General features: G+C 35.8%; 14 protein-coding genes. 8 read left to right on the top strand and 6 right to left on the bottom strand.

What is annotated here, in order from left to right:
• Positions 1-257 precede the first annotated feature (257 nt).
• Positions 258-1,544, bottom strand: coding sequence for a UDP-N-acetylmuramoyl-tripeptide--D-alanyl-D-alanine ligase (locus tag ACEN2F_RS11165; RefSeq protein ID WP_441739099.1), 1,287 nt, complete (start codon positions 1,542-1,544; stop codon positions 258-260).
• A 65-nt stretch (positions 1,545-1,609) separates the two neighbouring features.
• Entirely contained in the window at positions 1,610-3,295 is a 1,686-nt protein-coding gene (gene gldJ / locus ACEN2F_RS11160; protein ID WP_441739097.1) for a gliding motility lipoprotein GldJ, read from the bottom strand.
• Between the two features lie 207 nt (positions 3,296-3,502).
• Here gldJ and porU point away from each other — a divergent pair, with 207 nt between their 5' ends.
• From porU to ACEN2F_RS11135, 5 genes are all read left to right on the top strand, one after another.
• Positions 3,503-7,333 carry a type IX secretion system sortase PorU gene (gene porU / locus ACEN2F_RS11155; RefSeq protein ID WP_441739096.1) on the top strand — a complete coding sequence of 1,277 codons (3,831 nt, stop codon included), beginning with the start codon at positions 3,503-3,505 and terminating at the stop codon, positions 7,331-7,333.
• A 37-nt stretch (positions 7,334-7,370) separates the two neighbouring features.
• Positions 7,371-8,543, top strand: coding sequence for a type IX secretion system outer membrane channel protein PorV (porV, locus tag ACEN2F_RS11150; RefSeq protein ID WP_441739094.1), 1,173 nt, complete (start codon positions 7,371-7,373; stop codon positions 8,541-8,543).
• Positions 8,544-8,629: 86 nt separating this feature from the next.
• Positions 8,630-9,112 carry a cytidine deaminase gene (gene cdd / locus ACEN2F_RS11145; RefSeq protein ID WP_441739092.1) on the top strand — a complete coding sequence of 161 codons (483 nt, stop codon included), beginning with the start codon at positions 8,630-8,632 and terminating at the stop codon, positions 9,110-9,112.
• Positions 9,113-9,269: 157 nt separating this feature from the next.
• Entirely contained in the window at positions 9,270-10,268 is a 999-nt protein-coding gene (gene pdhA, locus ACEN2F_RS11140) for a pyruvate dehydrogenase (acetyl-transferring) E1 component subunit alpha (protein WP_441739090.1), read from the top strand.
• A gap of 7 nt (positions 10,269-10,275) precedes the next feature.
• A complete protein-coding gene (locus ACEN2F_RS11135; RefSeq protein WP_441739088.1) occupies positions 10,276-11,955 on the top strand; it encodes a pyruvate dehydrogenase complex dihydrolipoamide acetyltransferase in 1,680 nt (559 codons plus the stop codon).
• 56 nt (positions 11,956-12,011) lie between these two features.
• Here the strand turns inward: ACEN2F_RS11135 and ACEN2F_RS11130 are convergent, their stop codons facing one another.
• Positions 12,012-13,253, bottom strand: coding sequence for a glycosyltransferase family 4 protein (locus ACEN2F_RS11130; RefSeq protein WP_441739086.1), 1,242 nt, complete (start codon positions 13,251-13,253; stop codon positions 12,012-12,014).
• Between the two features lie 111 nt (positions 13,254-13,364).
• Here ACEN2F_RS11130 and ACEN2F_RS11125 point away from each other — a divergent pair, with 111 nt between their 5' ends.
• A complete protein-coding gene (locus tag ACEN2F_RS11125; protein ID WP_441739085.1) occupies positions 13,365-13,946 on the top strand; it encodes a tRNA-(ms[2]io[6]A)-hydroxylase in 582 nt (193 codons plus the stop codon).
• 80 nt (positions 13,947-14,026) lie between these two features.
• On the opposite strand, the gene ACEN2F_RS11120 is transcribed toward ACEN2F_RS11125, so the two are convergent.
• From ACEN2F_RS11120 to ACEN2F_RS11110, 3 genes are all read right to left on the bottom strand, one after another.
• Positions 14,027-15,889, bottom strand: a complete 1,863-nt coding sequence (locus ACEN2F_RS11120; protein ID WP_441739083.1) for an OmpA family protein — start codon at positions 15,887-15,889, stop codon at positions 14,027-14,029.
• A gap of 19 nt (positions 15,890-15,908) precedes the next feature.
• Positions 15,909-16,826 carry a PorP/SprF family type IX secretion system membrane protein gene (locus ACEN2F_RS11115; protein ID WP_441739081.1) on the bottom strand — a complete coding sequence of 306 codons (918 nt, stop codon included), beginning with the start codon at positions 16,824-16,826 and terminating at the stop codon, positions 15,909-15,911.
• 62 nt (positions 16,827-16,888) lie between these two features.
• Positions 16,889-23,191: a gliding motility-associated C-terminal domain-containing protein gene (locus tag ACEN2F_RS11110; RefSeq protein ID WP_441739079.1), complete on the bottom strand. Its 6,303-nt coding sequence runs from the start codon at positions 23,189-23,191 to the stop codon at positions 16,889-16,891.
• A 657-nt stretch (positions 23,192-23,848) separates the two neighbouring features.
• Between ACEN2F_RS11110 and ACEN2F_RS11105 the strand changes: the two genes are divergently transcribed.
• Both ACEN2F_RS11105 and ACEN2F_RS11100 read left to right on the top strand, forming a co-directional pair.
• Positions 23,849-24,004 carry a hypothetical protein gene (locus ACEN2F_RS11105; protein ID WP_441739077.1) on the top strand — a complete coding sequence of 52 codons (156 nt, stop codon included), beginning with the start codon at positions 23,849-23,851 and terminating at the stop codon, positions 24,002-24,004.
• Positions 24,005-24,027: 23 nt separating this feature from the next.
• Positions 24,028-24,150, top strand: coding sequence for a hypothetical protein (locus ACEN2F_RS11100; protein ID WP_441739300.1), 123 nt, complete (start codon positions 24,028-24,030; stop codon positions 24,148-24,150).
• Positions 24,151-24,266 lie beyond the last annotated feature (116 nt).

Raw genomic sequence — 24,266 nt, 5'->3', positions numbered from 1 at the left:
CTTATTTTCTGATAAATTAAATAATGATTTAATAGCGGTGCAATTTAGTTTATTTTTAGGAACAAAATAAAGAACAATTAATTTTGAAAAAGTTAGCCTGATTTATTTCGAATTAAGCCAGAAATCTGCATCTAAAGAAACAAACCCAAATGATAAAAAAGAAAATTTGACTGAATTTCTGATGAATATTTGACCTAACTAAAAATGCCATCAAAATAAATTGTGATGCCATTTGTAGCTAAAATAATTTAATAGATTTACGACATAAATTCTAAAGTCCGTTCTAAGGCCATTCCTCGAGAACCCTTGATCAAAATTGAGGAATTATTTATATTAGTTTTTGAAAAATTATTCGAAAATTCCTCAAATGTCTTATAAAACAAGAAGTTACTTTTTTCAAGTTTATTGGTATAAAATGCAAACCCAATAAAATAACACATTACATTTTCATTCTCGGATAACATAGTAACAATTGCTTTGTGCTCTGTTAAACTTTCATCTCCAAGTTCAAACATGTCACCCAAAATCATAACTTTATTAGAATTATCTAACTGCAGGAAATTTTCAATTGCAACAGCCATACTGCTCGGATTTGCGTTGTAGGCGTCCAGTATGATTTGGTTAGTTCCTTTTGTCAACAACTGCGATCTGTTATTTTCAGGAACATAGCTCTCTAAAGCTTCTTTTATTGCGACATCATCAACATTAAAATATTTCCCTATAGTCAGCGCCGCGTTGATGTTATTCGCATTATATAGCCCTATTAATTGCGTTGAAATAGTCACATTAGAATATTGTACCTCAACAAATGGATTTGCTTTAACTGATGTAATAGTAACATCAGCATTAGTTTTATTTATTCCAAAAGAGTAATTCTTGAACGCTATTGATTTCTCAACCTGAATTGGATCTTCTAAATTAATAAAAGCGAGTTTATCATTTGCCGAAAGGAAATTATACATTTCACTTTTGCCCTCAATAACTCCTTCAACACCACCAAAACCTTCTAAATGGGCTTTGCCAAAATTAGTGATATATCCGTAATCAGGTGTTGCCAATTCACACAGAAATTCAATTTCTTTTTTGTGATTTGCTCCCATTTCAACTATTCCAATTTCAGTTTCTGAGGTAAAAGAAAGCAATGTCAATGGAACACCAATGTGGTTATTGAAGTTTCCAACAGTAGCTTTAGTATTGAATTTTTTAGAAAGAACAACATTGATAAGTTCTTTAGTTGTTGTTTTTCCGTTACTTCCCGTAAGTGCAATTATTGGCAATTTCAAATATTCACGATGAAATTTTGCCAGATTCTGCAGCGTTGTTAAACTGTCCTGTACCAAAATAGTTCTTTGATCAATAAAGTATGATTCATCATCAATTATTACATAGGAAGCGCCTTTTTCTAGAGCCTCTCTAGCGAATGTATTAGCATCAAAACGTTCCCCTTTTATGGCAACAAATAACGAATTTGTTTCAATTTTTCGGGTATCTATTGAAACTGAGCTGCATTTTAAAAACAAATTATGAATGTAATTAATATCCATGTTGAAACGATTTAAAAAAATAAAAGCCCTAATCAAAGGGCTTTTATTTGTATTTGTATAAAATTTTAATTTCTAGCTGACCTTTTTTCATTTGCCTTTGCACCTACTCTTGACATTGCGCATCTGAAACCAATATAATCCGTTGCCATATCTTGTGGAAAGTACCTTCTTTGTGCAGGATCTAACCAATATGCTCTATCTCTCCACGACCCTCCTTTATAAACTCTAACATCATCATTTATCAAAGTTGTTCTACTACTGGATTTATCATACTTTCTAACCATATTCCCTAAACTATCAGTAGTAACATTGTGTTTTGGAGAATTATACATTTTTCTATCTTGTTTGCCTTCTTCATCAGCAACTTCTGAGTTTCCAAAGTCATAATATCTGGTTGATTGTTTGTCACCGTCTCTATAATTAGTATTGTCACTTTTGTTGAAATTTTGTCTCAAATAAGTCTCTTGTTCGTCTACTGGCACTTGTGCTATTTGTCCAGGAAAGTTTCTAGCAATAATTTTTCCGTTGCTCAGCGTATCAAATTTCATATTGTCTGTAGTAACAATCGCCACTTTACCATCAGGACCAATTTTATTTTTAGTGTATTTATTTCCTCTAAAATAATTAAAATCGTTCGCTTCATTATCAATAACTGGCCTGTAGACATCTAAAACCCATTCTGCTACGTTTCCTGCCATGTCATACAATCCAAAATCATTAGCTGGATATTGCTTAACTTCATTAGTAATATCAGCACCGTCATCAGACCAGCCTGCAATTCCTCCATAATCTCCATTTCCTTGCTTGAAATTGGCCAATTGATCTCCCTTGCTTTGTCTTTTACCAGAACGTGTGTAACCGCCTGACCACGGGTATTTTTTCTGCCCTTTATATATGTTATACTCTCTTTGTCCTACATCTGCTGCTGCTGCATACTCCCATTCGGCCTCGGTAGGAAGTCTATATTCAGGAAGAAGAATTCCTGAAGAGCGTTGTGCATAAACATTTTTGGCTTCTACAACTGAACCGTCTTTTGCTGTTTTTGGATTTTTTCTTGCTCCTTTTCCTCCTTTTAACACAATATCTTCATTTCCTCCGTAAGCTAAAGTAGGAGAATTTAAGTATGTCTCTGTATCAAAATTACTGTCAGCTGTTACATCCAGTGTTTTTGCATTTTTTTTGAGGTAACCGTTCTTTTCTAACATTGCTTCATTTACCCGTTGGGTTCTCCAATAACTAAATTCAACCGCTTGAATCCAATTGACCCCAACCACGGGATATTCTGCATAAGAAGGATGTCTTAAGTAATTATTGGTCATTGTTTCGTTGTATCCCAATCTGTTTCTCCAAACTAGCGTGTCTGGCGAAGCACCTTCATATATATTTTTGTAATTTTCTTCTGTTGGCGGATAAACATTTTTCAACCAATCTAAATAATCAAGATACATTGAATTGGTAACTTCCGTTTCATCCATATAAAAAGACTGAACATGTTGCTGGGTTGGGGAATTATTCCAATCGTGCATCACGTCGTCTTGAACTCTACCCATGGTAAAAGTTCCGCCTTCCACAAAAACCAAACCTGGTCCCGCTTCTTGCTTTTTATTGCTTGAACCTTTTTTACTGTCCATATTCCAACCCGTCGCTCTTGAAGTGTTTTTGGAACTGGATTTTTTACTGCAACTTGAAAAACCAATAATAAACAGGATTGATATTAACAATCTTAAACCCATAATTCTGTTTGCTTTCATACTCTTTAAGGGGTAATAATTTTAGTGACGCAATGTAATAATTATCAATTAATCAACATCGTTCTTTGTACTATTTTTAAAAAACAAATTTCAACATTAATTCTTATCTGTAAACGCAAATTTATAATATTTATTATTTAGTATTACATGAAATGATTTATTTTTACGGATAAATAATAACCGTCTATTAATCACGTTAAAAAAATAATGAGAAAAATCATTTTGACTTGCTTAGCCCTGATTCCATTTGTTTCTTTTGCCCAAATCAAAGGCGATGTCTCCATTGATTGGACCGAAAAAAAAGAAATGTATTACGGCGATTTCAAAGTCATGATTCCCACTTTTACAGGAAGCAGTTTTCATTATAATGCTTCCAATAAAACGTTGCTTTTTACTTTAAAAATAAACGCCGCTATTTCTTTTGATGAAGGAAAAATTCAACTGACAAATATAATTTACGAATCGATAACCTCGTCTGAACTTGGAGACTTAGATGCCATTAACCTTCCGCAAACTCCAAATTCGTCATTACAAATTCGCAATTCGAGAGATCTTACGAGTGCATTTATTGAACTAACACCTATTATTAAAGATGCTTTTGGATTTAAACGAATCAAATCCTTTTCATACACAGTAGAGAGCAACACTTCTCGAATTTCACAATCCCGCAAGATATCTAGCAGCGTTTCTAATTCTGTTTTAGCGACCGGTACATGGTTTCGCTTTTACATCGAAAAATCAGGTGTTTATAAAATCTCTAAAAACTTCCTGCAACAACTTGGCCTTGATGTTAACGCCATTGACCCTCGAAAAATAAAAATTTATGGTAATGGTGGGAGAATGGTACCGCTATCAAACAACGTATATTATCCAACTGATTTAACAGAAAATGCAATTCAAATAGATGGCGAAAGTGATGGCGTTTTCAACAATGACGATTACATTCTTTTTTATGGCGAGGGAGTTGACACTTGGAATGAGGAAAGCAAAACACACCTTAACTTATATGATACAAAATCGTATTACTACATATCAACACAAGGTGCCGATGGAAAAAGAATGACACCTATAAGTCAACCTGCCGGAAACAGTACTTTGACCTTAACCTCCTTTGATGATCACCAGCACCATGAAGTGGACCTTATAAATATTGCCCGATTGGGACGCCAATGGTTTGGAGAATCATTTGAGGTTAAAAACGAGCAGGAATTTGACTTTACCTTCCCTAATTTTGATACTACATCACCCGTTAAAATTATGTTGACAGCAGCATCAGCCGCCTTTACACCTACTTCACTTACTGTGACTGCAAATGGAATTTCAGCCGGAAACATCTCGTTTCCCGCGCTGAGCAATAATTCAGAAACCGAATTCGTTTTGGGTGCTTTACCTCAAAACACATCTTTCACCGGAGCTGAATCAGTCAAAATAAAACTCAAATACAACAACAACGGCGTTCCCGGTTCTAAAGGTTTTCTAGATAACATTAAGCTTATTGCTAAAAGAAAACTGCAAGGTTACGGGAAACAGTTTCATTTTCAATACGATCAATCCATTGCAAATACCGGAATTGTCAATTATGTCATTTCCAATGCAGGTGGAATAAACCAAATATGGGATGTTACCGACAGCTACAACACAACTAAAATCGAGAATGAACGTCAGAGTACGATCAATTTTAAAGCGAGTTTGGGTGAACTCAAAAAATATGTTGCAGTAGATGCTTCAGATTATTACAACCCTTTAAAAGAGAGCAAGTCAACAGTACCCAATCAAAACATAAAAGGAACCTTGTTCAAAAACAGTTTGGGTCAATTTCAGGACATCGATTATGTAATTATTTCACCTGCTTTTTTAGTTTCTCAAGCTGAAAAACTAGCTACTTTTCACCGCAATTATTCTAATTTAAATGTAAAAGTAATTCCCTTAGAATTGATTTATCATGAATTCTCGTCAGGTAAACAAGATGTGGCTGCCATAAGGAACTGTATTAAATATATTTATGAAAATGCTTCAACATCTCAAAAAAGAATACAATTTGTTAATCTTTTTGGAGATGCATCCTATGATTTTAAAAATAGAATCATCAATAATTCTAATATTGTACCAATATATCATTCCTTAAACAGCAGCACAACAGGAGAATCTTCTTTTGCCTCCGATGACTTTTTTGGATTAATGGATCCTTCTGAAGGAAATATAATTTCCTATTTTGGCGGAATCGATATTGCAGTAGGCCGAATGCTCGTGAACGATGCCAAGCAGGCAGACGAAATGGTGAATAAAGTGCTTGAATACCATGATCTAAAGTCCTACGGAAGCTGGAGAAATAATTTTGTTTTAATTTCCGATGATTCAGATATTGCCTCTGATGCCACTTTGCAAAAAAGACAAAATTCATTGGCAAACACCATTACTACTGAAAAACCTTTTTTGAATGTCAATAAAATTCTGTTGGATTCCTATGTTCAGGAAGCCACAGCCGGAGGATCCAGATATCCTAAAGCACGAACCGATTTCTTTAATGCCTTCGAAAAAGGCGCTTTAGTGTTTAATTATTTAGGACATGGCGGCGAAGATGGTTTATCAAGCGAGCGAATTTGGGAAAAATCAGATGGCCAAAATTTAAGCAATCAATTCAAATATCCATTATTCATCACTATTACCTGTGAATTTTCACGCTTTGATAATCCCTTCAGACCCACTGCCGGGGAATATACATACTGGAACCCAAAAGGCGGAGCAATAGCCATGATTACAACAATTCGCTCTATAGGTCAATTTAGCGCCGAAAATTTCAATGACACTTTTACTAAAAACCTGTTGTCGTATGGCTCAAACCAATACACTACAATTGCAGAAGCACTTAGAATTTCCAAAAATAACAATCCAAACTCGGCAACCAACGTGGTCTTTTACATTGGTGATCCCGCATTAATGCTTGCGGTTCCCAGACCAAAAATTAGATTAACAAAAGTGAATGACATTGCCGTTACTCAAAGTATTGAGGATTTCAAATCACTATCTAAAATCAAGTTGACCGGCGAAATTACCGATGAGAACAACAATCCTTTGACTAACTATAATGGTGAAGTTTCTACCACTATATTTGACAAAACCATTTCAAGAGCAACCTATAATAATGATGGAAATAGTCCTGTCATGAATTTTAATGTTTTAGGAGAAACCATTTTTAGAGGAAATGCATCTGTTAAAAATGGCGAATTTGAATTTAGCTTTGTTGTTCCGCGAGACATCAGAATCCCTTTGGCAAACGGAAGAATTAGCTTTTATGCCAAAAAAAATGAGATATTACAAAACGAAACTGGATATGACAGCACTATAAAAATAGGCGGAATTAACGAAAATGCAGCCACCGACAATATTAGTCCAACTGTGAAGTTATACATGAATGACGAAACTTTTGTTTCTGGCGGAATAACAAATGAATCCCCATTTCTTGTTGCGTTTCTTGAAGATGAAAACGGCATAAATACAGCCAGCGGAATAGGCCATGATATTGTTGCTGTTTTAGATGGGGATGTTAGCAATCCTTTTGTGTTGAATGACTATTACCAGACCAAACTAGATGATTATACAAGCGGAACACTTCGGTTTCCGTTGCGCAATCTAGCCCCAGGACTGCATACTATCACATTCAAAGCATGGGATGTATACAACAATCCGATAACTACCGAAATTCAATTTATCGTGGTGGGTGATGATGCGATAACACTAACGCATGTGTTAAATTACCCCAATCCATTCGTAAGTTATACGGAGTTTTGGTTTACGCACAACAGACCATTTGAACCATTAGAAGTACAGGTTCAGGTAATGACAATAACAGGAAAAATAGTTTGGACAAGGAATCAAATCGTCACGACAGATGGTTTTTTATCCAAAGAAATCACTTGGGATGGCAAAGATGATTTTGGAGACCGAATAGGAAAAGGCGTTTATATATACAAACTTACTGTGAAATCAAGCCTGACCAACAAGAAATCCGAAAAATATGAAAAACTTGTAATCCTTTAATTAAATACTATATTTGTTTAACAAACCTTCTGAGATAATGAAAAAAACAATACTGATTTTTACTCTTTTATTAATGATTTCCTTTGCAAAGGCTCAGGAGAGTAGGGTCATAAACCCTGGGGTTCCATTTTTATTAGTCGCTGCCGATGCAAGAGCTGCAGGTATGGGAGATATGGGAGTTGCCACATCAGCAGATGCTTTTTCCCAACAATGGAATCCGGCTAAATATGCATTTGCTACAGATGCGCAAGGGTTTTCAATAAGTTACACGCCATACCTTGCTGATCTGGCAAATGATATCGCATTAGCACAACTGACCTATTATCAAAAACTGAATGATCGAAGTGCTTTTGCGGGAAGCATTCGTTATTTTGGATGGGGCGAAATTCCTTTACGCAAAACAGGCGAACCTACAGAAGCCTTTCCTACCGTATCCCCTAATGAATTTGCTGTTGACGGTTCTTACTCCTTAAAATTAAGTGAGAAATTCTCGATGGCAATTGCAGGAAGATTCATAAATTCTAATTTAAAAGTTGCTTCTGAAAATAATGACGCCACATCTGCAAGTTCTTTTGCTGTAGATGTAGCCGGTTTTTATCAGTCTGAAGAATTGGCGTATAACGAATTCAACGGAAGATGGAGAGCTGGATTTAACATTCAAAATCTAGGTCCAAAGATTAGTTATGACAATGATGATTTTAACAATAATTTTTTACCCGCTAATTTAAAAGTAGGAACTGGTTTTGACTTTATTTTAGACGATTACAACAAGGTTTCCCTAAATGTTGAATTTAATAAATTATTAGTTCCAACTCCTCAGAATCCAGATTTGAATAGTGATGGCACAGTAACGCCCGAAGAACGCAATCAAAACAATGATAATTACCGTTCTATTGGCTGGACATCCGGTGTTTTCAAATCATTTGGTGATGCGCCTGATGGATTTGGAGAAGAAGTAAAAGAAGTAACGTATGCGGTAGGTGCCGAATATTTATACCAAGATTCTTTTGCAATGCGCTTAGGATATTTTCACGAAAGTCCGTTGAAAGGGGCTAGACAATTTTTATCTCTTGGAGCAGGTTTCAAATACAATGTAGTCAAAGTAGATGTCTCTTATTTATTCTCAGCTTCAAAAGTAAAAAACCCATTAGAAAACACCCTTCGTTTTTCACTGACCTTCAATTTTGGAGACAAATACGAAGAATATTAAATTTAAATTAAATCCACAAATAACAATCCAAATTTCAATCTCGAAGGCTCGCGATGAAGTTTGGATTTTTTTTCCTTTACATAATTATGAAAGAAATATCAATTACCACACAATTCCAAGCATTTGATGCGATCAAAGATTTACCTACTGACATTCAGAATTTGATGGAACAAGCTGTTGAAGTTAGAAAAAATGCTTACGCACCATATTCGAAATTCAGAGTAGGCGCAGCCCTTCTTTTAGATAACGGTAAAATAGTTTTAGGTTCAAACCAAGAAAATGCCGCTTATCCATCTGGACTTTGTGCAGAGCGGGTAGCAGTTTTCCATGCAGGCGCAGTCTATCCAGATGCAAAAATTTTGAAAATGGCAATTACCGCCGCCTCAGATACGAATACGACATCAACCCCCATACCGCCTTGTGGTTCTTGCAGACAATCTATAGCAGAATATGAAATCCGACAAGAATTCCCAATTGAAATCTATTTCATGGGAGAAGTTGGTTCAATTTACAAATCAGAATCCCTAAAAAATCTACTCCCTTTTATGTTCGACAAAAAATATTTGTAAAATATTTAAAAACTAGCTATTAAATTTTAGTTCTAAGTTGGAATGTCTTATTTTTGCATCCCGACCCTTTCGGGGCGCAAATTTGTGGGAGGAAACTATTTTGCGTTATAGGTACACATTGATAATACAATAACACTTTAGCAAAAGAAAAATTCAGATGAAAGAAGTTACAAAAGAAGTATATTTAAATTGGTATGAAGAGATGCTGCTTTGGAGAAAGTTTGAGGACAAACTCGCAGCATTATATATTCAACAAAAAGTTAGAGGTTTTTTGCATTTATACAATGGTCAAGAAGCAGTTTTAGCTGGTGCATTGCACGCTATGGATTTGACAAAAGACAAAATGATCACGGCTTACAGAAATCACGTTCAGCCAATAGGTATGGGGGTTGATCCTAGACGTGTGATGGCAGAACTTTTAGGAAAAGTTACCGGAACATCAAAAGGAATGGGAGGCTCAATGCATATTTTCTCAAAAGAACACCGTTTTTATGGTGGTCACGGGATTGTAGGCGGACAAATTCCCGTAGGTGCAGGATTAGCGTTTGCAGATAAATATTTTGAAACAGGCGGGGTAACCTTAACGTATTTTGGCGATGGTGCAGCTCGACAAGGGTCATTACATGAAGCCTTCAACATGGCGATGTTATGGAAACTTCCAGTTGTGTTTATTGTGGAGAACAATGGATATGCAATGGGAACTTCTGTAGAAAGAACAGCCAATCATACTGATATTTGGAAACTTGGTTTAGGATACGAAATGCCTTGTGGACCAGTTGATGGAATGAATCCCGTAAAAGTTGCTGAAGCAATGACAGAAGCAATTGACAGAGCTCGTCGTGGGGACGGACCTACTTTTCTGGAGATGAAAACGTACCGATACAGAGGCCACTCGATGTCAGATGCACAATTATATCGTTCGAAAGAAGAAGTAGAAGAATACAAAAAAATAGATCCTATAACGCAAGTTTTAGATATAATTAAAGAGAAGGAATACGCTACCGATGAAGAAATTGGAGCAATAGAAAAGAGAGTAAAAAGTTTAGTAGAAGAATGTGTAAAATTTGCAGAAGAATCTGATTATCCAGAAATTCAACAACTTTACGATGTAGTATACGATCAAGAAAACTATCCATTTTTACCTCATAAATTATAAATAAATTATGGCAACAATAATTACAATGCCTCGTTTGAGCGATACAATGACCGAAGGGACGGTAGCAACTTGGATTAAAAAAGTAGGTGATAAAATCAGCGAAGGAGATATCCTTGCCGAAATTGAAACGGACAAAGCTACAATGGAATTCGAATCCTTCAATGAAGGAACGCTCTTATACATAGGCATTCCGGAAGGAGACACGGCACCGGTAGATTCTCTATTAGCAATTATAGGAGATGAAGGCGAAGATGTTTCTGCTTTAATCGCTGGAAAAACAGATGATGCTGCTCCAAAGGAAAAAGAAGAATCAAAAGATACTGAAGAAACAGCGGAAGCAACTCCTGAAGCTGAAAAACAAGAAACAAAACCCAAATCTGCCGCTTTACCAGAAGGAGTCATAGTTGTCACTATGCCTCGTTTAAGCGACACCATGACCGAAGGTACCGTGGCTACCTGGTTAAAAAAAGTAGGCGATGCAGTTGCCGAAGGTGACATCCTTGCTGAAATCGAGACAGACAAAGCAACAATGGAATTCGAATCTTTCAATGAAGGATCTTTATTGTATATCGGAATCGAGGAAGGAAATTCAGCACCAGTAGACAGCCTTTTAGCAATTATCGGACCAGCAGGTACGGATATTAGCGGAGTTGCTGAAAATTATAAAACTGGAGGAGCGCCAGAAGCAGCTCCAAAAGTCGAAAAAGAGGAAGAAAAAGAGGAAGAAAAAAAAGTTACTCCGACAGAAAAAACAGCAGAACCAGTTGCTCAGGAAGCATCAACTGATGGTCAACGAATTTTAGCATCACCATTAGCAAAGAAAATTGCAAGTGATAAAGGAATTCAATTGACTCAAGTAAAAGGTTCTGGTGAAAACGGACGTATTGTAAAAAGCGATATTGAAAACTTTACCCCACAAGCTGCTGCTGCTGCACCAGCAACTGCAACTGCCCCAGCGAAAACAGAAACTGCAGCTGCTACAAAACCATTTGTACCGGCAGGAGAAGTTTTCACAGAAGAAATCAAGAATTCGCAAATGCGAAAAATCATAGCCAAACGTTTAGCAGAGTCTTTATTCACAGCTCCACATTACAACTTAGTTATAGAAGTGGCTATGGATGAAGCAATGAAATCAAGAGTCATCATTAACAGCGTTCCGGACACAAAAGTATCGTTTAACGATATGGTGATCAAAGCGTGTGCAATGGCTTTGAAAAAACATCCAAAAGTGAATTCACAATGGAGAGAAGACTCAATTCTTATTAACCATCATGTGAATATTGGGGTTGCTGTAGCGGTCGAAGACGGATTAGTAGTTCCAGTATTACGTTTTACAGATGCTATGAGTTTATCTCAAATTGGCGGAAGCGTAAGAGATCTTGCAGGAAGAGCTAAAAACAAAAAATTATTACCTACAGAAATGGAAGGAAGTACTTTTACAGTTTCTAATCTTGGAATGTTTGGTATTACTGAATTCAACTCTATCATTAACCAACCAAATTCTGCTATCTTATCCGTAGGAGCTATTGTAGAAAAACCAGTGGTGAAAAATGGCCAAATTGTTGTAGGAAATACAATGATGTTATCTTTAGCTTGCGACCACAGAACAATTGATGGCGCAACGGGAGCTCAATTTTTACAAACATTGAAACAATTTATAGAAAACCCAGTTACGATGCTTGCATAATAACTCGGTTCTTAAAATACAAATCCCGTCTTGTTTCTAAAACTTGACGGGATTTTTTATTTGTTCTTCTCCTCAATCCAACGCGACATATATTTTGTGCTTTTTAAAGTATGGTGTTGTAACATGGAACCCATAAAATTATTCAATCGATGCTGCGGTAAATTAGAGCGTAAAAATTCTATTTTAACACTAAAATTACTCTCGAACAAAACTTTTAAATAGCGTTGATTGATAATTTCCAATCCATTTTGTTGGGCTTCAAGCCAAATTGTTTTGTCTTGATACAAATGTATTGCGCTATATACAAAATCAGCTACATCATCCGTACTAAAACCATTCCAAGGCAAATCACCATGCATGGATTCTGAACCAATGAAAGTCGTAACACTTGGCGTTCCGCATTGCATCGCTTCCAATAATTTTCCTTTAATCCCTGCACCAAAACGCAAAGGAGCCAAAACCACTCGTGCTTGCTTAACTACTTCTTGCGCATCAATAGCTCGGCCCTTAATCAAAAAGCCTTCTTTCTTATTATGCAGTTGCATTACTTTTTGCGAGGGATAAGCACCATAAACATTCAAAACGGCTTCTGGCAAACGTTTTTTAATCATAGGCCAAATTGTATCTTTTAAATATTGAACGGCATTCCAATTAGGCTCATGAAGAAAATTTCCGATAAAAATAAAGTCTTTCCGATCTTCGAAAATTGGTAATTCCTGAATTTCAGTATCGTCAATTGGCTCCAATAAAAAAGGTAAATAATATAATAAGGATTTATCAATTTTAAAAGTAGATTCTAGTAGTTCCATCTCAAATTCTGAAATCATCAAAGACAAATCACAACGCAAAATACTGGCAATTTCCCGTTTGGCGACGTCTTCAACAAATAAATCGGTTGCAATAAAAGAACGGTTTTCTTTGAAAGCTTTCTGACGAGCCAAACGCAAACAATGTAAGTCTTCAGTATCCAATAATCGTAACGCATCAGGACAATTTTCGGCAACGCGCCAACCAAATTGTTCTTCCATCATAAAACGGTCAAACAAAACCACATCCGGATTCAGTTCTTTTATAAAAACATCAAAACTAGAATTATTAAGTTCTATAGATTTTTTATCAACTACATATTCACCTAAATCAACCATGAAATCGCTGTCTTGCGCTGGACTGGCAAACATAATACTAAAACCTTGCGCTTTAAAAAGTGAAATCAGTTGCATCATCCTTCCTCCTGCTGCTGACGAATTAGGCTCTGGCCATACAAAACCGATAATTAAAAGCTTTTGAACTTGATTCATATTATTATAAAATTTCATTTGCAAAATAATGCTATTTTGAGTTCAATACGGTCATTAGAACCAAAAATAGATTATAAAACACTAATTTTGTAGCAAATAAATTTCATCATCATGTTAGGATTAAAATTAGCCACAGACCCACGTTGGGTAAATATAGTTGAATCAAATATAGAAGAAATATTAACGGATCATGCTTGGTGCGAGCAAAAAGCTGCTTCTAATGCGATAAGTTTAGTTACTTATAATTCGGAACATGAGGAATTAGTGACCGAAATGTTAATCATTGCAAAAGAAGAATTAGACCATTTGCAATTGGTTCATAATTTAATAAAAAGCAAAGGATTGACCTTAGGCAGAGAAAGGAAAGATCATTATGTAAATGAACTTTTTAAATTCATGAAAAAAGATGGCAGCCGAAAAGATGCACTTTGTGACCGATTGTTGTTTTCTGCAATGATTGAAGCCAGAAGCTGTGAACGATTTAAAGTTTTATCAGAAAACATAAAAGATGTTGAATTGGCTACTTTCTATAGAGATTTAATGATTTCCGAAGCGGGGCATTACACTACTTTTCTGGGATTTGCACGCAAATATGCTGACAATATAGATGTAGACAAACGCTGGAAGGAATGGATCGAATTTGAAACCTCGATTATCACAAACTATGGTAAACAAGAAACTATCCACGGTTAGATAAAAAAAATAATATCACATTAAACAAAAACAGGATGCCAATAAGCATCCTGTTTTTTGTATACTTAAAATCAAGTACATTATTTTACAATCATAAACTCAGATCGTCTGTTTAAGGCATATTCTAATTCAGTGCACTTATCTTGACAATCAATTTTTGGTAGTGATTCACCGTATCCGGTTCCTAAAATCCTAATCGAATTGATACCTTTAGAAATAATATATGCACCAGTAGATTGCGCTCTTCTCTCGGATAAATCTAAATTATATTCATTCGTTCCTCTGGAATCAGTATGCGCTTTTACATGAATTTTAATTGCATCGTTTTGCGACATAACATAAACCAATTTATCAAGTTCTACTGCACCACGATCTGTAATATCGCTTTTATTAGAATAAAAATAAATAGGATTTAGTATGATTTCTGTTTCTGTAACAATAACATCAATAGGCTCTAATGTAGCTTCGATACTCATTTTGCCCTGAATACTTGAGGTAGAAAATGATTTAGTAATATAGCCGTCTTTATAAACTTCTAACGTATACGGCTTTTTACATTCTGCGTTATATAGAACTTCACCACTACTGTCAGATATTTGGGTTTCTAAAATAGTTTTGTTGGCATCCAAAATAACAACTCTGGAATTTTCTAATAATTCACCTGTTTTAGCATTTTTAACCGCAACAAAAATTTGAGCATTACAGATTGGAGTCGCGCTATAAATATGATCTTTACCGGAACGGTTACTGGAAACATATCCTAAATTTTTATCTGTATTAAAAGTAAAAGCGAAATCATCTTTCTCCGTATTTACTGGTTTTCCAAGATTATTGGGTTCCAAATCTTTATTTAAATCCACCGAAAAAACATCTAAACCTCCAAAACCCGTTAGTCCATTTGATGAAAAGTACAAAATAGAATCATCTGTTACAAAAGGAAAATTCTCATCACCCATTGTGTTGATTTTACTTCCCAAATTTTCTGGTATTCCAAATGTTCCATCATTGTTCACCATTACTTTCCAAATGTCAGTTCCCCCTAAAGAGCCAGGCATATTAGAAGCAAAATAAAGGACTTTACCCTCTTTATCTACCGATGGATTGCCCGTAGAATAACTTTTACTATTGAATGGTAACGGGATTATGTTGCTCCATTTCCCATTTTCTTTCACTGCTTTATAAAGATTGACTTGACCAAACTTTAGCTTATGTGTTTTATCTTTTTCAAATAATTTATCCTTGAAACTTTCACTTGAAAAGTAAACAACTGTACCGTCTTTAGTCATAGTCAACGGACCTTCATGAAACCTACTATTTAATTCATTAACAGGAATTGGTTCTGAGTAACTCCCATCAGCATTATAAGTAGATTGGTAAATATCCAAATACGGTTCGTTATTCCAACCGTATAGTTTGTTACTTTCATTTCTGGCACTTGCAAAATAAAGAGCATCGCTATAAAGAACGGCACCAAAATCAGACCGTTCTGAATTCACTGCAATTCTATTGACGTCAAATCGTTTTTCTATAGCATTTAAATCCATTTGGTAATTTGGATTTTTATTAAACGTAATTGCCCGCTGATCATTAGGCGCAACCTTAGAAAATGCTTTCATTTGTGCATTTGATTCTGCATATTTACCGTTAGATTTAAGCATTTGAGCATATCTATAATAGGTTTCCGCATCTTGCTGCGATTGTATCGCTTTAGCATACCACCTTTCAGATTCTGTAGTATTTTGCATATAAAAATAACTATCGCCGAGTTGTTTGCTCAAATAGGCATCGGAATTCCCTTTTTCGACTAATTCGATATATTCTTTGGCCGCTTCAACATAATCGTAGCTTTCAAATAATTTATCAGCATTCTTAGTCTCTTTATTTTGTGCGCAAAGTGAAAAACTCGCTAACACAAAAAACAATAATATTGTATTTTTTTTCATTACGTTGAGTAATTAAATTTTAGAAAAATCTAGGGGAACGGGACACTTTTTTCGATTCAAATAAATCATATAACAATATGAATTCATGTGACGAAGGCGCAGTAACTTTTAAATCCGAAACGATATGATCATAAGCGTATCCGATTCTTAATTCTGGAGTCACTGCAAAATTAATCATTCCGCCAAAACTGTCTTGCAATCTGTATGTTGCCCCAATCTCGAACTTTTCCTGATATAAAAAATTAGCTGACAAGTCTAAGGAGGGAGTCACATCAAAGGCTGATTTCAGCATAAATGAAGGCTTAAATTTCAGTTCATAATTAACATCAAAAACATAACCTGCCGTTAAAAAATAATGCGATACATCTGAGCCATATTCACGCCCGTTATAATCTAAATGCGCTGCTTTTAACATATTAGGAAGTGATAATGCCACATAATATTTGTCTGTATAATAAAACAAACCTGTCCCTAAATTCAGTGAAGTGTCATTAATATCTTCTCCAAAGATACCTTCTGTTGGGTCCGGCAAGCTCGATTGAATATCTCTAAGTCCCACTTTATGGAAAGAAACTCCAGCTTTTAGACCAAATGCCAATCGCTGCGTATCTCCTAATTTCAATGTATAGGAGAAATCTCCAAATACGTTTTGCTCAGTTACCGGTCCTATTTTATCTGAAATAAAAGAGATACCAATTCCAACATTTTTACCCGCTGGAGCATGGCCAGAAAAAGTAAATGAAGCTGGAGAACCTTCAATATTAACCCATTGTTTTCTATATAAAAGTCCTAGAGAGAGGTTCTCTTTTGAACCTGCATAGGCTGGATTGATAACATTCATATTATACATATATTGAGTATAATGTGGATCTTGTTGTGCTTTTACATCTATACAAGTGAAGAGTGTTAAAAGCGACATCAATAGTATTTTGTTCATATCTATATATTTTTCAGTTTATGAGTCGACTAAAAATTGCTGTGGACTAATAAATACATTAATTACTGTTTTTCTCTAATCAAATAAATCCAACCTGTTTTTGGCTCGCCGCTATTAAATTCAATCACATAATAATAAGTAGCACCTGGAAGATCTTCTCCTTTATTTGACTGGCCTTTCCATTGGTCTGTATAATTCTGCTGACTATAAACCTTAATACCGTATCTGTTAAATATTTCCAGTTTTTTGACGTCCATCAAACTTAAATCGAAGAAATCATTTGAACCGTTTCCATCTGGAGAAATTCCTTTTTGAATATTACAATAAGCAGATTCAACTATCACATTCGCAGATGTTTCACAACCTGTAGCTACAGAAGTCACTGTGAGCGAATAGACTGCAGGAAAAACTATTTCTCCAGTAGGAGTTGAAGCGATGACGTCAGTAACATTTAAAACATTTGAATTTGTTCCAACAAGATTTCCATCTTTATCTTTCCATTGATAAGAAACCTCATTTGAATCGTATGAACTTGACATAGGATTTGCTGTTAAAATATATTCCTTATTTTCACAGTCACCTATCGTTTCAAATTGTATTTGTGGAGGAATCGCATTTATAGTTATTTCAGAACCGACAGTTATACACGCAATACTAGCAGTAAATCGTACACTCATGATGTATTTACCTGAAGCCAAATTATTAAAAACAGGACTGTTTTGATAACCACTACCTATACTGTATTGAACATCTGCTTGTGTACTAATTGTAATACTTCCAGAACGTACCAAGCAAGTTGGTTGTGTAACTTGTACCAAAGTTGGAGTTGACGGCAATAACGGAAGTGGATTAACAGTTACACCCGCCATACTTATAACAGAACATGTATTGTCAGCAATATTTCTAACATACAATAGGTAATTATTTGGTGCTAATCCTGAAAATGTATTTGAGGTTTGATAGGTTGAACCATTCAAACTATACTCAACTCCAGATTGAGCAACTATGGTAATAGTTCCCGAAGGAATCGCACAAGTTGGTTGAATCACAGTTGTCGCAGTTGGTACGACAGGAAGAAGTGGAATAGCATTAATAATAATTACTGATACCGATTGAGCTGCACAAGTATTATCCACTGTATTTCTTACATACAATGTGTAATTATTTGGAACCAATCCTGAAAAAGTATTCGAAGATTGGTACGTTACCCCGTTCAAACTGTACTCTACGCCAAGTTGTGTTGTTATTGCAATACTTCCTGATGGAGTCGCACAAGTTGGTTGCACTACGCTAGCCGTTGTCGGAACAATTGGAGGAAGTGGAATAGCATTAATTGTAATTGCAGCAGATGAAGGTGTAACACAAGTATTATCTGCTGTGTTTCTTACATACAAAGTATAATTATTTGGAACCAATCCTGAAAAAGTATTCGAAGATTGATACGTAGTACCATCCAAACTGTATTCAACTCCCGATTGCGTCGTGATGGAAATACTTCCCGATGGAATCGCACAAGTAGGTTGCACCACGCTAGCCGTTGTCGGAACAATTGGAGGAAGTGGAATAGCATTAATTGTAATTGCAACAGATGAAGGCGTTACACAAGTATTATCCGCTGTGTTTCTTACATACAAAGTATAAGTATTTGGAGCCAATCCTGAAAAGATATTCGAAGATTGATATGTTGTTCCATCCAAACTGTATTCTACTCCCGATTGTGTGGAAATGGAAATACTTCCTGATGGAGTCGCGCAAGTTGGTTGCACCACGCTAACCGTTGTTGGTACGACAGGAGGAAGTGGAATAGCTTTAATAGTAATTGTTGATACTGATTGAGCTGCACACGTATTATCCACTGTATTTCTTACATACAAAGTATAATTATTTGGAGGCAATCCTGAAAAAGTATTCGAAGATTGATACGTTGTACCATCCAAACTGTATTCTACTCCCGATTGTGTTGTGATGGAAATACTTCCTGATGGAGTCGCACAAGTTGGTTGCACTACGCTAACCGTTGTCGGAACAATTGGTGGAAGTGGAACCGCATTAATTGTAATTGCAGCAGATGAAGGTGTAACACAAGTATTATCCGCTGTGTTTCTTACATACAAAGTATAGTTATTTGGAGCCAATCCTGAAAAAGTATTCGAAGATTGATATGTTGTGCCATCCAAACTGTATTCAACTCCCGATTGTGTCGTGATGGAAATACTTCCTGATGGAGTTGCACAAGTTGGTTGCACCACGCTCGCCGTTGTCGGAACAATTGGAGGAAGTGAAATAGCATTAATTGTGATAACTGCTGATGAAGGCGTAACACACGTATTATCTGCTGTGTTTCTCACATACCAAGTATAATTATTTGGAGCCAATCCTGAAAATGTATTCGAAGATTGATATGTTGTGCCATCCAAGCTGTATTCTACTCCCGATTGTGTTGTGATGGAAATACTTCCTGATGGAGTCGCGCAAGTTGGTTGCACCACGCTCGCCGTTGTCGGAACAATCGGAGGAAGTGGAACCGCATTAATGGTAATTACTGATAACGAAGGCGTAACACACGTATTATCTGCTGTGTTTCTTACGTACAGAGTATAATTATTTGGAGCCAATCCTGAAAAAGTATTCGAAGATTGATATGTTGTTCCATCCAAACTGTATTCTACTCCCGATTGTGTCGTGATGGAAATACTTCCGGATGGAATTGCACAAGTTGGTTGCACTACGCTAGCCGTTGTCGGAACAACTGGAGGAAGCGGAATAGCATTAATTGTAATTACTGATGAAGAAGGCGTAACACACGTATTATCTGCTGTGTTTCTTACATACAAAGTATAATTATTTGGTGTCAATCCTGAAAAAGTATTCGAAGATTGATATGTTGTTCCATCCAAACTGTATTCTACTCCCGATTGTGTTGTGATGGAAATACTTCCTGATGGGATTGCACAAGTTGGTTGCACTACGCTAGCCGTTGTCGGAACAATTGGAGGAAGTGGAACCGCATTAATTGTAATTGCAGCAGATGAAGGTGTAACACACGTATTATCTGCTGTGTTTCTTACATACAACGTATAATTATTTGGAGCCAATCCTGAAAAGGCATTCGACGATTTATACGTTGTGCCATCCAAACTATATTCTACTCCTGATTGTGTAGCAATTGAAATACTTCCTGATGGAGTCGCGCAAGTTGGTTGCACTACGCTAGCTGTTGTCGGAACAACTGGAGGAAGTGGAATAGCATTAATCGTAATTACTAATGATGAAGGCGTAACACACGTATTATCCGCTGTGTTTCTTACATACAAAGTATAATTATTTGGAGCCAATCCTGAAAAAGTATTCGAAGATTGATACGTTGTGCCATCCAAACTGTATTCTACTCCTGTTTGTGTCGTGATGGAAATGCTTCCCGATGGTATTGCACAAGTTGGTTGCACTACATTAGCCGTTGTCGGAACAACTGGAGGAAGTGGAACTGCATTAATTATAATTACAGATGATGAAGGTGTAACACACGTATTATCCGCTGTGTTTCTTGCATACAAAGTATAATTATTTGGAGCCAATCCTGAAAAAGTATTTGAAGATTGATACGTTGTACCATCCAAACTGTATTCTACTCCCGATTGTGTCGTGATGGAAATACTTCCCGATGGTATTGCACAAGTTGGTTGCACTACGCTAGCCGTTGTCGGAACTACTGGAGGAAGCGGAACCGCATTAATTGTAATTACTGATGAAGAAGGCGTAACACACGTATTATCTGCTGTGTTTCTTACATACATAGTATAATTATTTGATGTCAATCCTGAAAAAGTATTCGAAGATTGATACGTTGTGCCATCCAAACTGTATTCTACTCCCGATTGCTTCGTGATGGAAATACTTCCTGATGGAGTTGCACAAGTTGGTTGCACTACGCTCGCCGTTGTTGGAACCACCGGAGGAAGTGGAACCGCATTAATTGTAATTAGTGATGATGAAGGTGTAACACACGTATTATCCGCTGTGTTTCTTACATACAACGTATAATTATTTGGAGCCAATCCTGAAAAGGTATTCGAAGATTGGTACGTTGTTCCATCTAAACTATATTCTACTCCTGTTTGCGTCGCGATGGAAATACTTCCAGATGGAGTCGCACAAGTTGGTTGCACTACGCTAGCCGTTATCGGAACAATTGGAGGAAGTGGAACCGCGTTAATGGTAATTACAGATGATGAAGGCGTAACACAAGTATTATCTGCTGTGTTTCTTACATACAAAGTATAATTATTTGGAGCCAATCCTGAAAAAGTATTCGAAGATTGATACGTTGTACCATCCAAACTGTATTCAACTCCAGATTGTGCCGTGATGGAAATACCTCCTGATGGGATTGCACAAGTTGGTTGCACTACGCTAGCCGTTGCTGGAACTACTGGAGGAAGTGGAATCGCATTAATTGTCACAGCAGCTGATGGAACCGAAGGGCAATTATTTAAACCCGTTACAGTAAACGTATAAGTTGTGGATGCTGTTAAATTACTGAATTCATAACTACTTCCCGATCCTGTAACAGGACTACCTATGGATGGAGTGATTGTCCAATTACCAACCGAAGGCAAGTCATTCAATACAACACTACCTGAATTATCTGCACAAGTTGGCTGAGTTATAGAAACAACAACAGGGGGAAGAGTTATTTTGTAATCTACAGTGATATCAGCGGTTGAAGGAGTACACTGACCATTTGAAATCGTCCAAGTAAACACATAAATACCCTCAGCATTAACTGTTGCTGTTGAAGATCCATTTGTAATATCACTAAACGTAACGTCACCAGGACCGGATTTTTTAGACCAAGAACCTGTACCAACAGCTGGGGTATTCCCTCCCAAAGAATCGCTGGTTAAAATACATTTAGACTGATTTCCTCCAACGGTAGCAATCGAAGGGTTTTCAACAAAACTCATAGTAATATTTGCTTCAGCATAACAAGGTGTTAATGCAGATGAAGCAACTACGACTGGATTCGAATCTTTAACATTAAAATCTATAGCACCATTGCCATAATCTAAATTACTGGTTCTTTCAGGACTTAAAAAAGAATTTGTAACCAAATAATTTGTTTCATCTTGATCAGCCATAGTCATAGCGAAGAATTTAATATCACCTGTGGTATAACCGATAAGAGATTTTAAAATTTCAACTTCAAAGCCCAAACTATAATCATTAATACCAGTGTTGTTTTTGTTCACTCCCATCACTGAAGAGGGGCTTCCTGTTGCAACGGTACTTATATTAGTCTTAATTGAAGTACCTGTTTTTAATTCAATTAAATCTGCAGTATAATTACTTTCACCTAAATCCGTTCCAATAGCTAAACAATAATCTGCCTGAAAATAAGAGTCAAAAAAACTAAGAGTATTGTTAAAGAAATTAAATGCATTAACCAAAGGTATTGTCCCATTTTCATCACCGTAATCAGTAACATTAAATCCACCAGCTTTAGTATCCAAAAAGACTAAAATTCTTCTGTTACTGAGCACTTTCCCTAGTACACCAAATGTTAATTTATCTTCTGTAGGGCTTATTTTTAATGAATTAATATATCCTGTAGATGCGCCAGCAGACAATGGAGCACTAAGAAAATTATCTTCTAATGACCCTGTGCCCCATGCTTTTTCTGTAACATTACCATCAAAACTTACAGCATATCTTGTTCTTACCCTAACAACTTGACCGTCTGTTAATGTATTAGTAACAAACACTTTATTTGTTGACATACTTTGTTTTACGACCCCGTCTACTGAAAACTCAAACAAATCACCACCACCAGTAGCAGTGAAAGTTACTGCTGTTCCTAGACATAAAGTCAACGAACCATAATGAGCAGGGGAAACAGCCAGAGTAACATCAGGAGGAATAACGTAAACAGAAGCGACGACAGGCACGCGAATACTAACATCAGCCCCTAATCTACTTTGCACATAATAAGTACGAGTGGTATTGATGTTAGGACTATAAACATTACCCGTGTAAATTGGTATACCAGCCGTTTGAGATGTATACCATTCAATGGTTTCTGTACCATTAGATCCAAAAGCAGAAATATTAACTTGTACTGAATTCAATCCATCACCGCATGTACTCCCTGCGATAGTATTAGGAGGTGGTAATGCAACTACTGCTTTTAAATTCTGTAGATAATTAATTTTCTTTATCCGATTAATATTAGTTTCCAACGAAATAGAACACGAAATTAATTTCAAATCAAAATCATGGACTACTACATTAATATTTAAATTCTCGGCTCTTGAACTAAAACTAAATAATGAATGAAATAGTAAAAATAAAAGTATTTTTTTCCTCATAAGCTGCAAGTTGTGACCAAATAAAATGGTTATAATTAAAAAAAAAGAGTGTAAATTTAAAATCTAAAAATATATATTTAAATTGATTAATCACTAAAATATTGATTAAAAATTAACTGATAGCAAAAACAAATAGTACTTATACCGATAAACATATTATACTTATCCCAAATATCTACTATATCGATTATTAAAAAATTATATAATCACTTTTTACTAGAATACAATCTAAAACGATTGCGTGTTATAAATGTAAAATATCCCAAAGTCACTATTGAAAATAATATAAGGAAATTTATAAGAGGCATGCAAAAAATAAAAATATTTAATAGTCAAGACCTATAAAATTTGCTAAACAATTTAATAGTGATCAGGCTTTTGCGAATAGAATACGAAAAAATCATCAATTGAAAAGTAGTATGTATAAAATTCTAGCTCTACTACAAGTTAAATTCGAAAAGATTATAAAAGAGCTTGCAATACTTGCCACCACACCAAATAACCGATGACTAATTGGCTTGTAGATAAAATAAATTTTGGCTTAAAATAGGAATTCTACATTCGATTATGTTTGACTACAATGGCAAAAAAACGAATCAAGACAAAAAGTTATAGGGAAATATTAAATTTCGGCCTTTGCATTTTAAAATAAAACGCATGCAAGATTCGTATAGCGAACTTATCAAAATAGTAATACCAGAGATTATTGTGGATTATTTTGATTTGACTTCTTATAAAAAAGCAGAAGAAAAACTTCATTTGTGTTTAAAAGAAATTAATTCGATTCCTAAAGAGTATCTACAAATAAATTAAGCCCTAAAGGATTTTTTGATGAAATAGCCGTTCAAGATTTTTCAATTCGCGCACACCAAGTAGATCTTCATATCCCACGCAGAAGGTGGTTCATTGAAGAAACTGGGCAGGTCGTCTATAAAGATTGGAATTTAGTAGCAGACTAGACTCGGGTAACACAGTAATTCGCCTAATTATGGCTGCCCATAGGTTTTGGGATTGAAGCGATTGATGCTATATTTTGCGAAGCCTTCGAAGAGATAAAAAACAAAAAACCCCATTC

The organism is Flavobacterium sp. W20_MBD1_R3, from assembly GCF_052119725.1.
Lineage (GTDB): Bacteria > Bacteroidota > Bacteroidia > Flavobacteriales > Flavobacteriaceae > Flavobacterium.
Note: the sequence above shows the minus strand (reverse complement) of the source record. Positions and strands in the feature narration are given on the sequence as shown.

Coding starts and splice junctions, on each gene's coding strand:
- porV (WP_441739094.1), top strand. CDS start 7,371: ATGAAAAAAACAATACTGATTTTTACTCTTTTATTAATGATTTCCTTT.
- ACEN2F_RS11110 (WP_441739079.1), bottom strand. CDS start 23,191: ATGAGGAAAAAAATACTTTTATTTTTACTATTTCATTCATTATTTAGT.
- ACEN2F_RS11120 (WP_441739083.1), bottom strand. CDS start 15,889: ATGAAAAAAAATACAATATTATTGTTTTTTGTGTTAGCGAGTTTTTCA.
- gldJ (WP_441739097.1), bottom strand. CDS start 3,295: ATGAAAGCAAACAGAATTATGGGTTTAAGATTGTTAATATCAATCCTG.
- ACEN2F_RS11115 (WP_441739081.1), bottom strand. CDS start 16,826: ATGAACAAAATACTATTGATGTCGCTTTTAACACTCTTCACTTGTATA.
- pdhA (WP_441739090.1), top strand. CDS start 9,270: ATGAAAGAAGTTACAAAAGAAGTATATTTAAATTGGTATGAAGAGATG.
- ACEN2F_RS11125 (WP_441739085.1), top strand. CDS start 13,365: ATGTTAGGATTAAAATTAGCCACAGACCCACGTTGGGTAAATATAGTT.
- ACEN2F_RS11135 (WP_441739088.1), top strand. CDS start 10,276: ATGGCAACAATAATTACAATGCCTCGTTTGAGCGATACAATGACCGAA.
- cdd (WP_441739092.1), top strand. CDS start 8,630: ATGAAAGAAATATCAATTACCACACAATTCCAAGCATTTGATGCGATC.
- ACEN2F_RS11130 (WP_441739086.1), bottom strand. CDS start 13,253: ATGAATCAAGTTCAAAAGCTTTTAATTATCGGTTTTGTATGGCCAGAG.
- ACEN2F_RS11165 (WP_441739099.1), bottom strand. CDS start 1,544: ATGGATATTAATTACATTCATAATTTGTTTTTAAAATGCAGCTCAGTT.
- porU (WP_441739096.1), top strand. CDS start 3,503: ATGAGAAAAATCATTTTGACTTGCTTAGCCCTGATTCCATTTGTTTCT.
- ACEN2F_RS11105 (WP_441739077.1), top strand. CDS start 23,849: ATGCAAGATTCGTATAGCGAACTTATCAAAATAGTAATACCAGAGATT.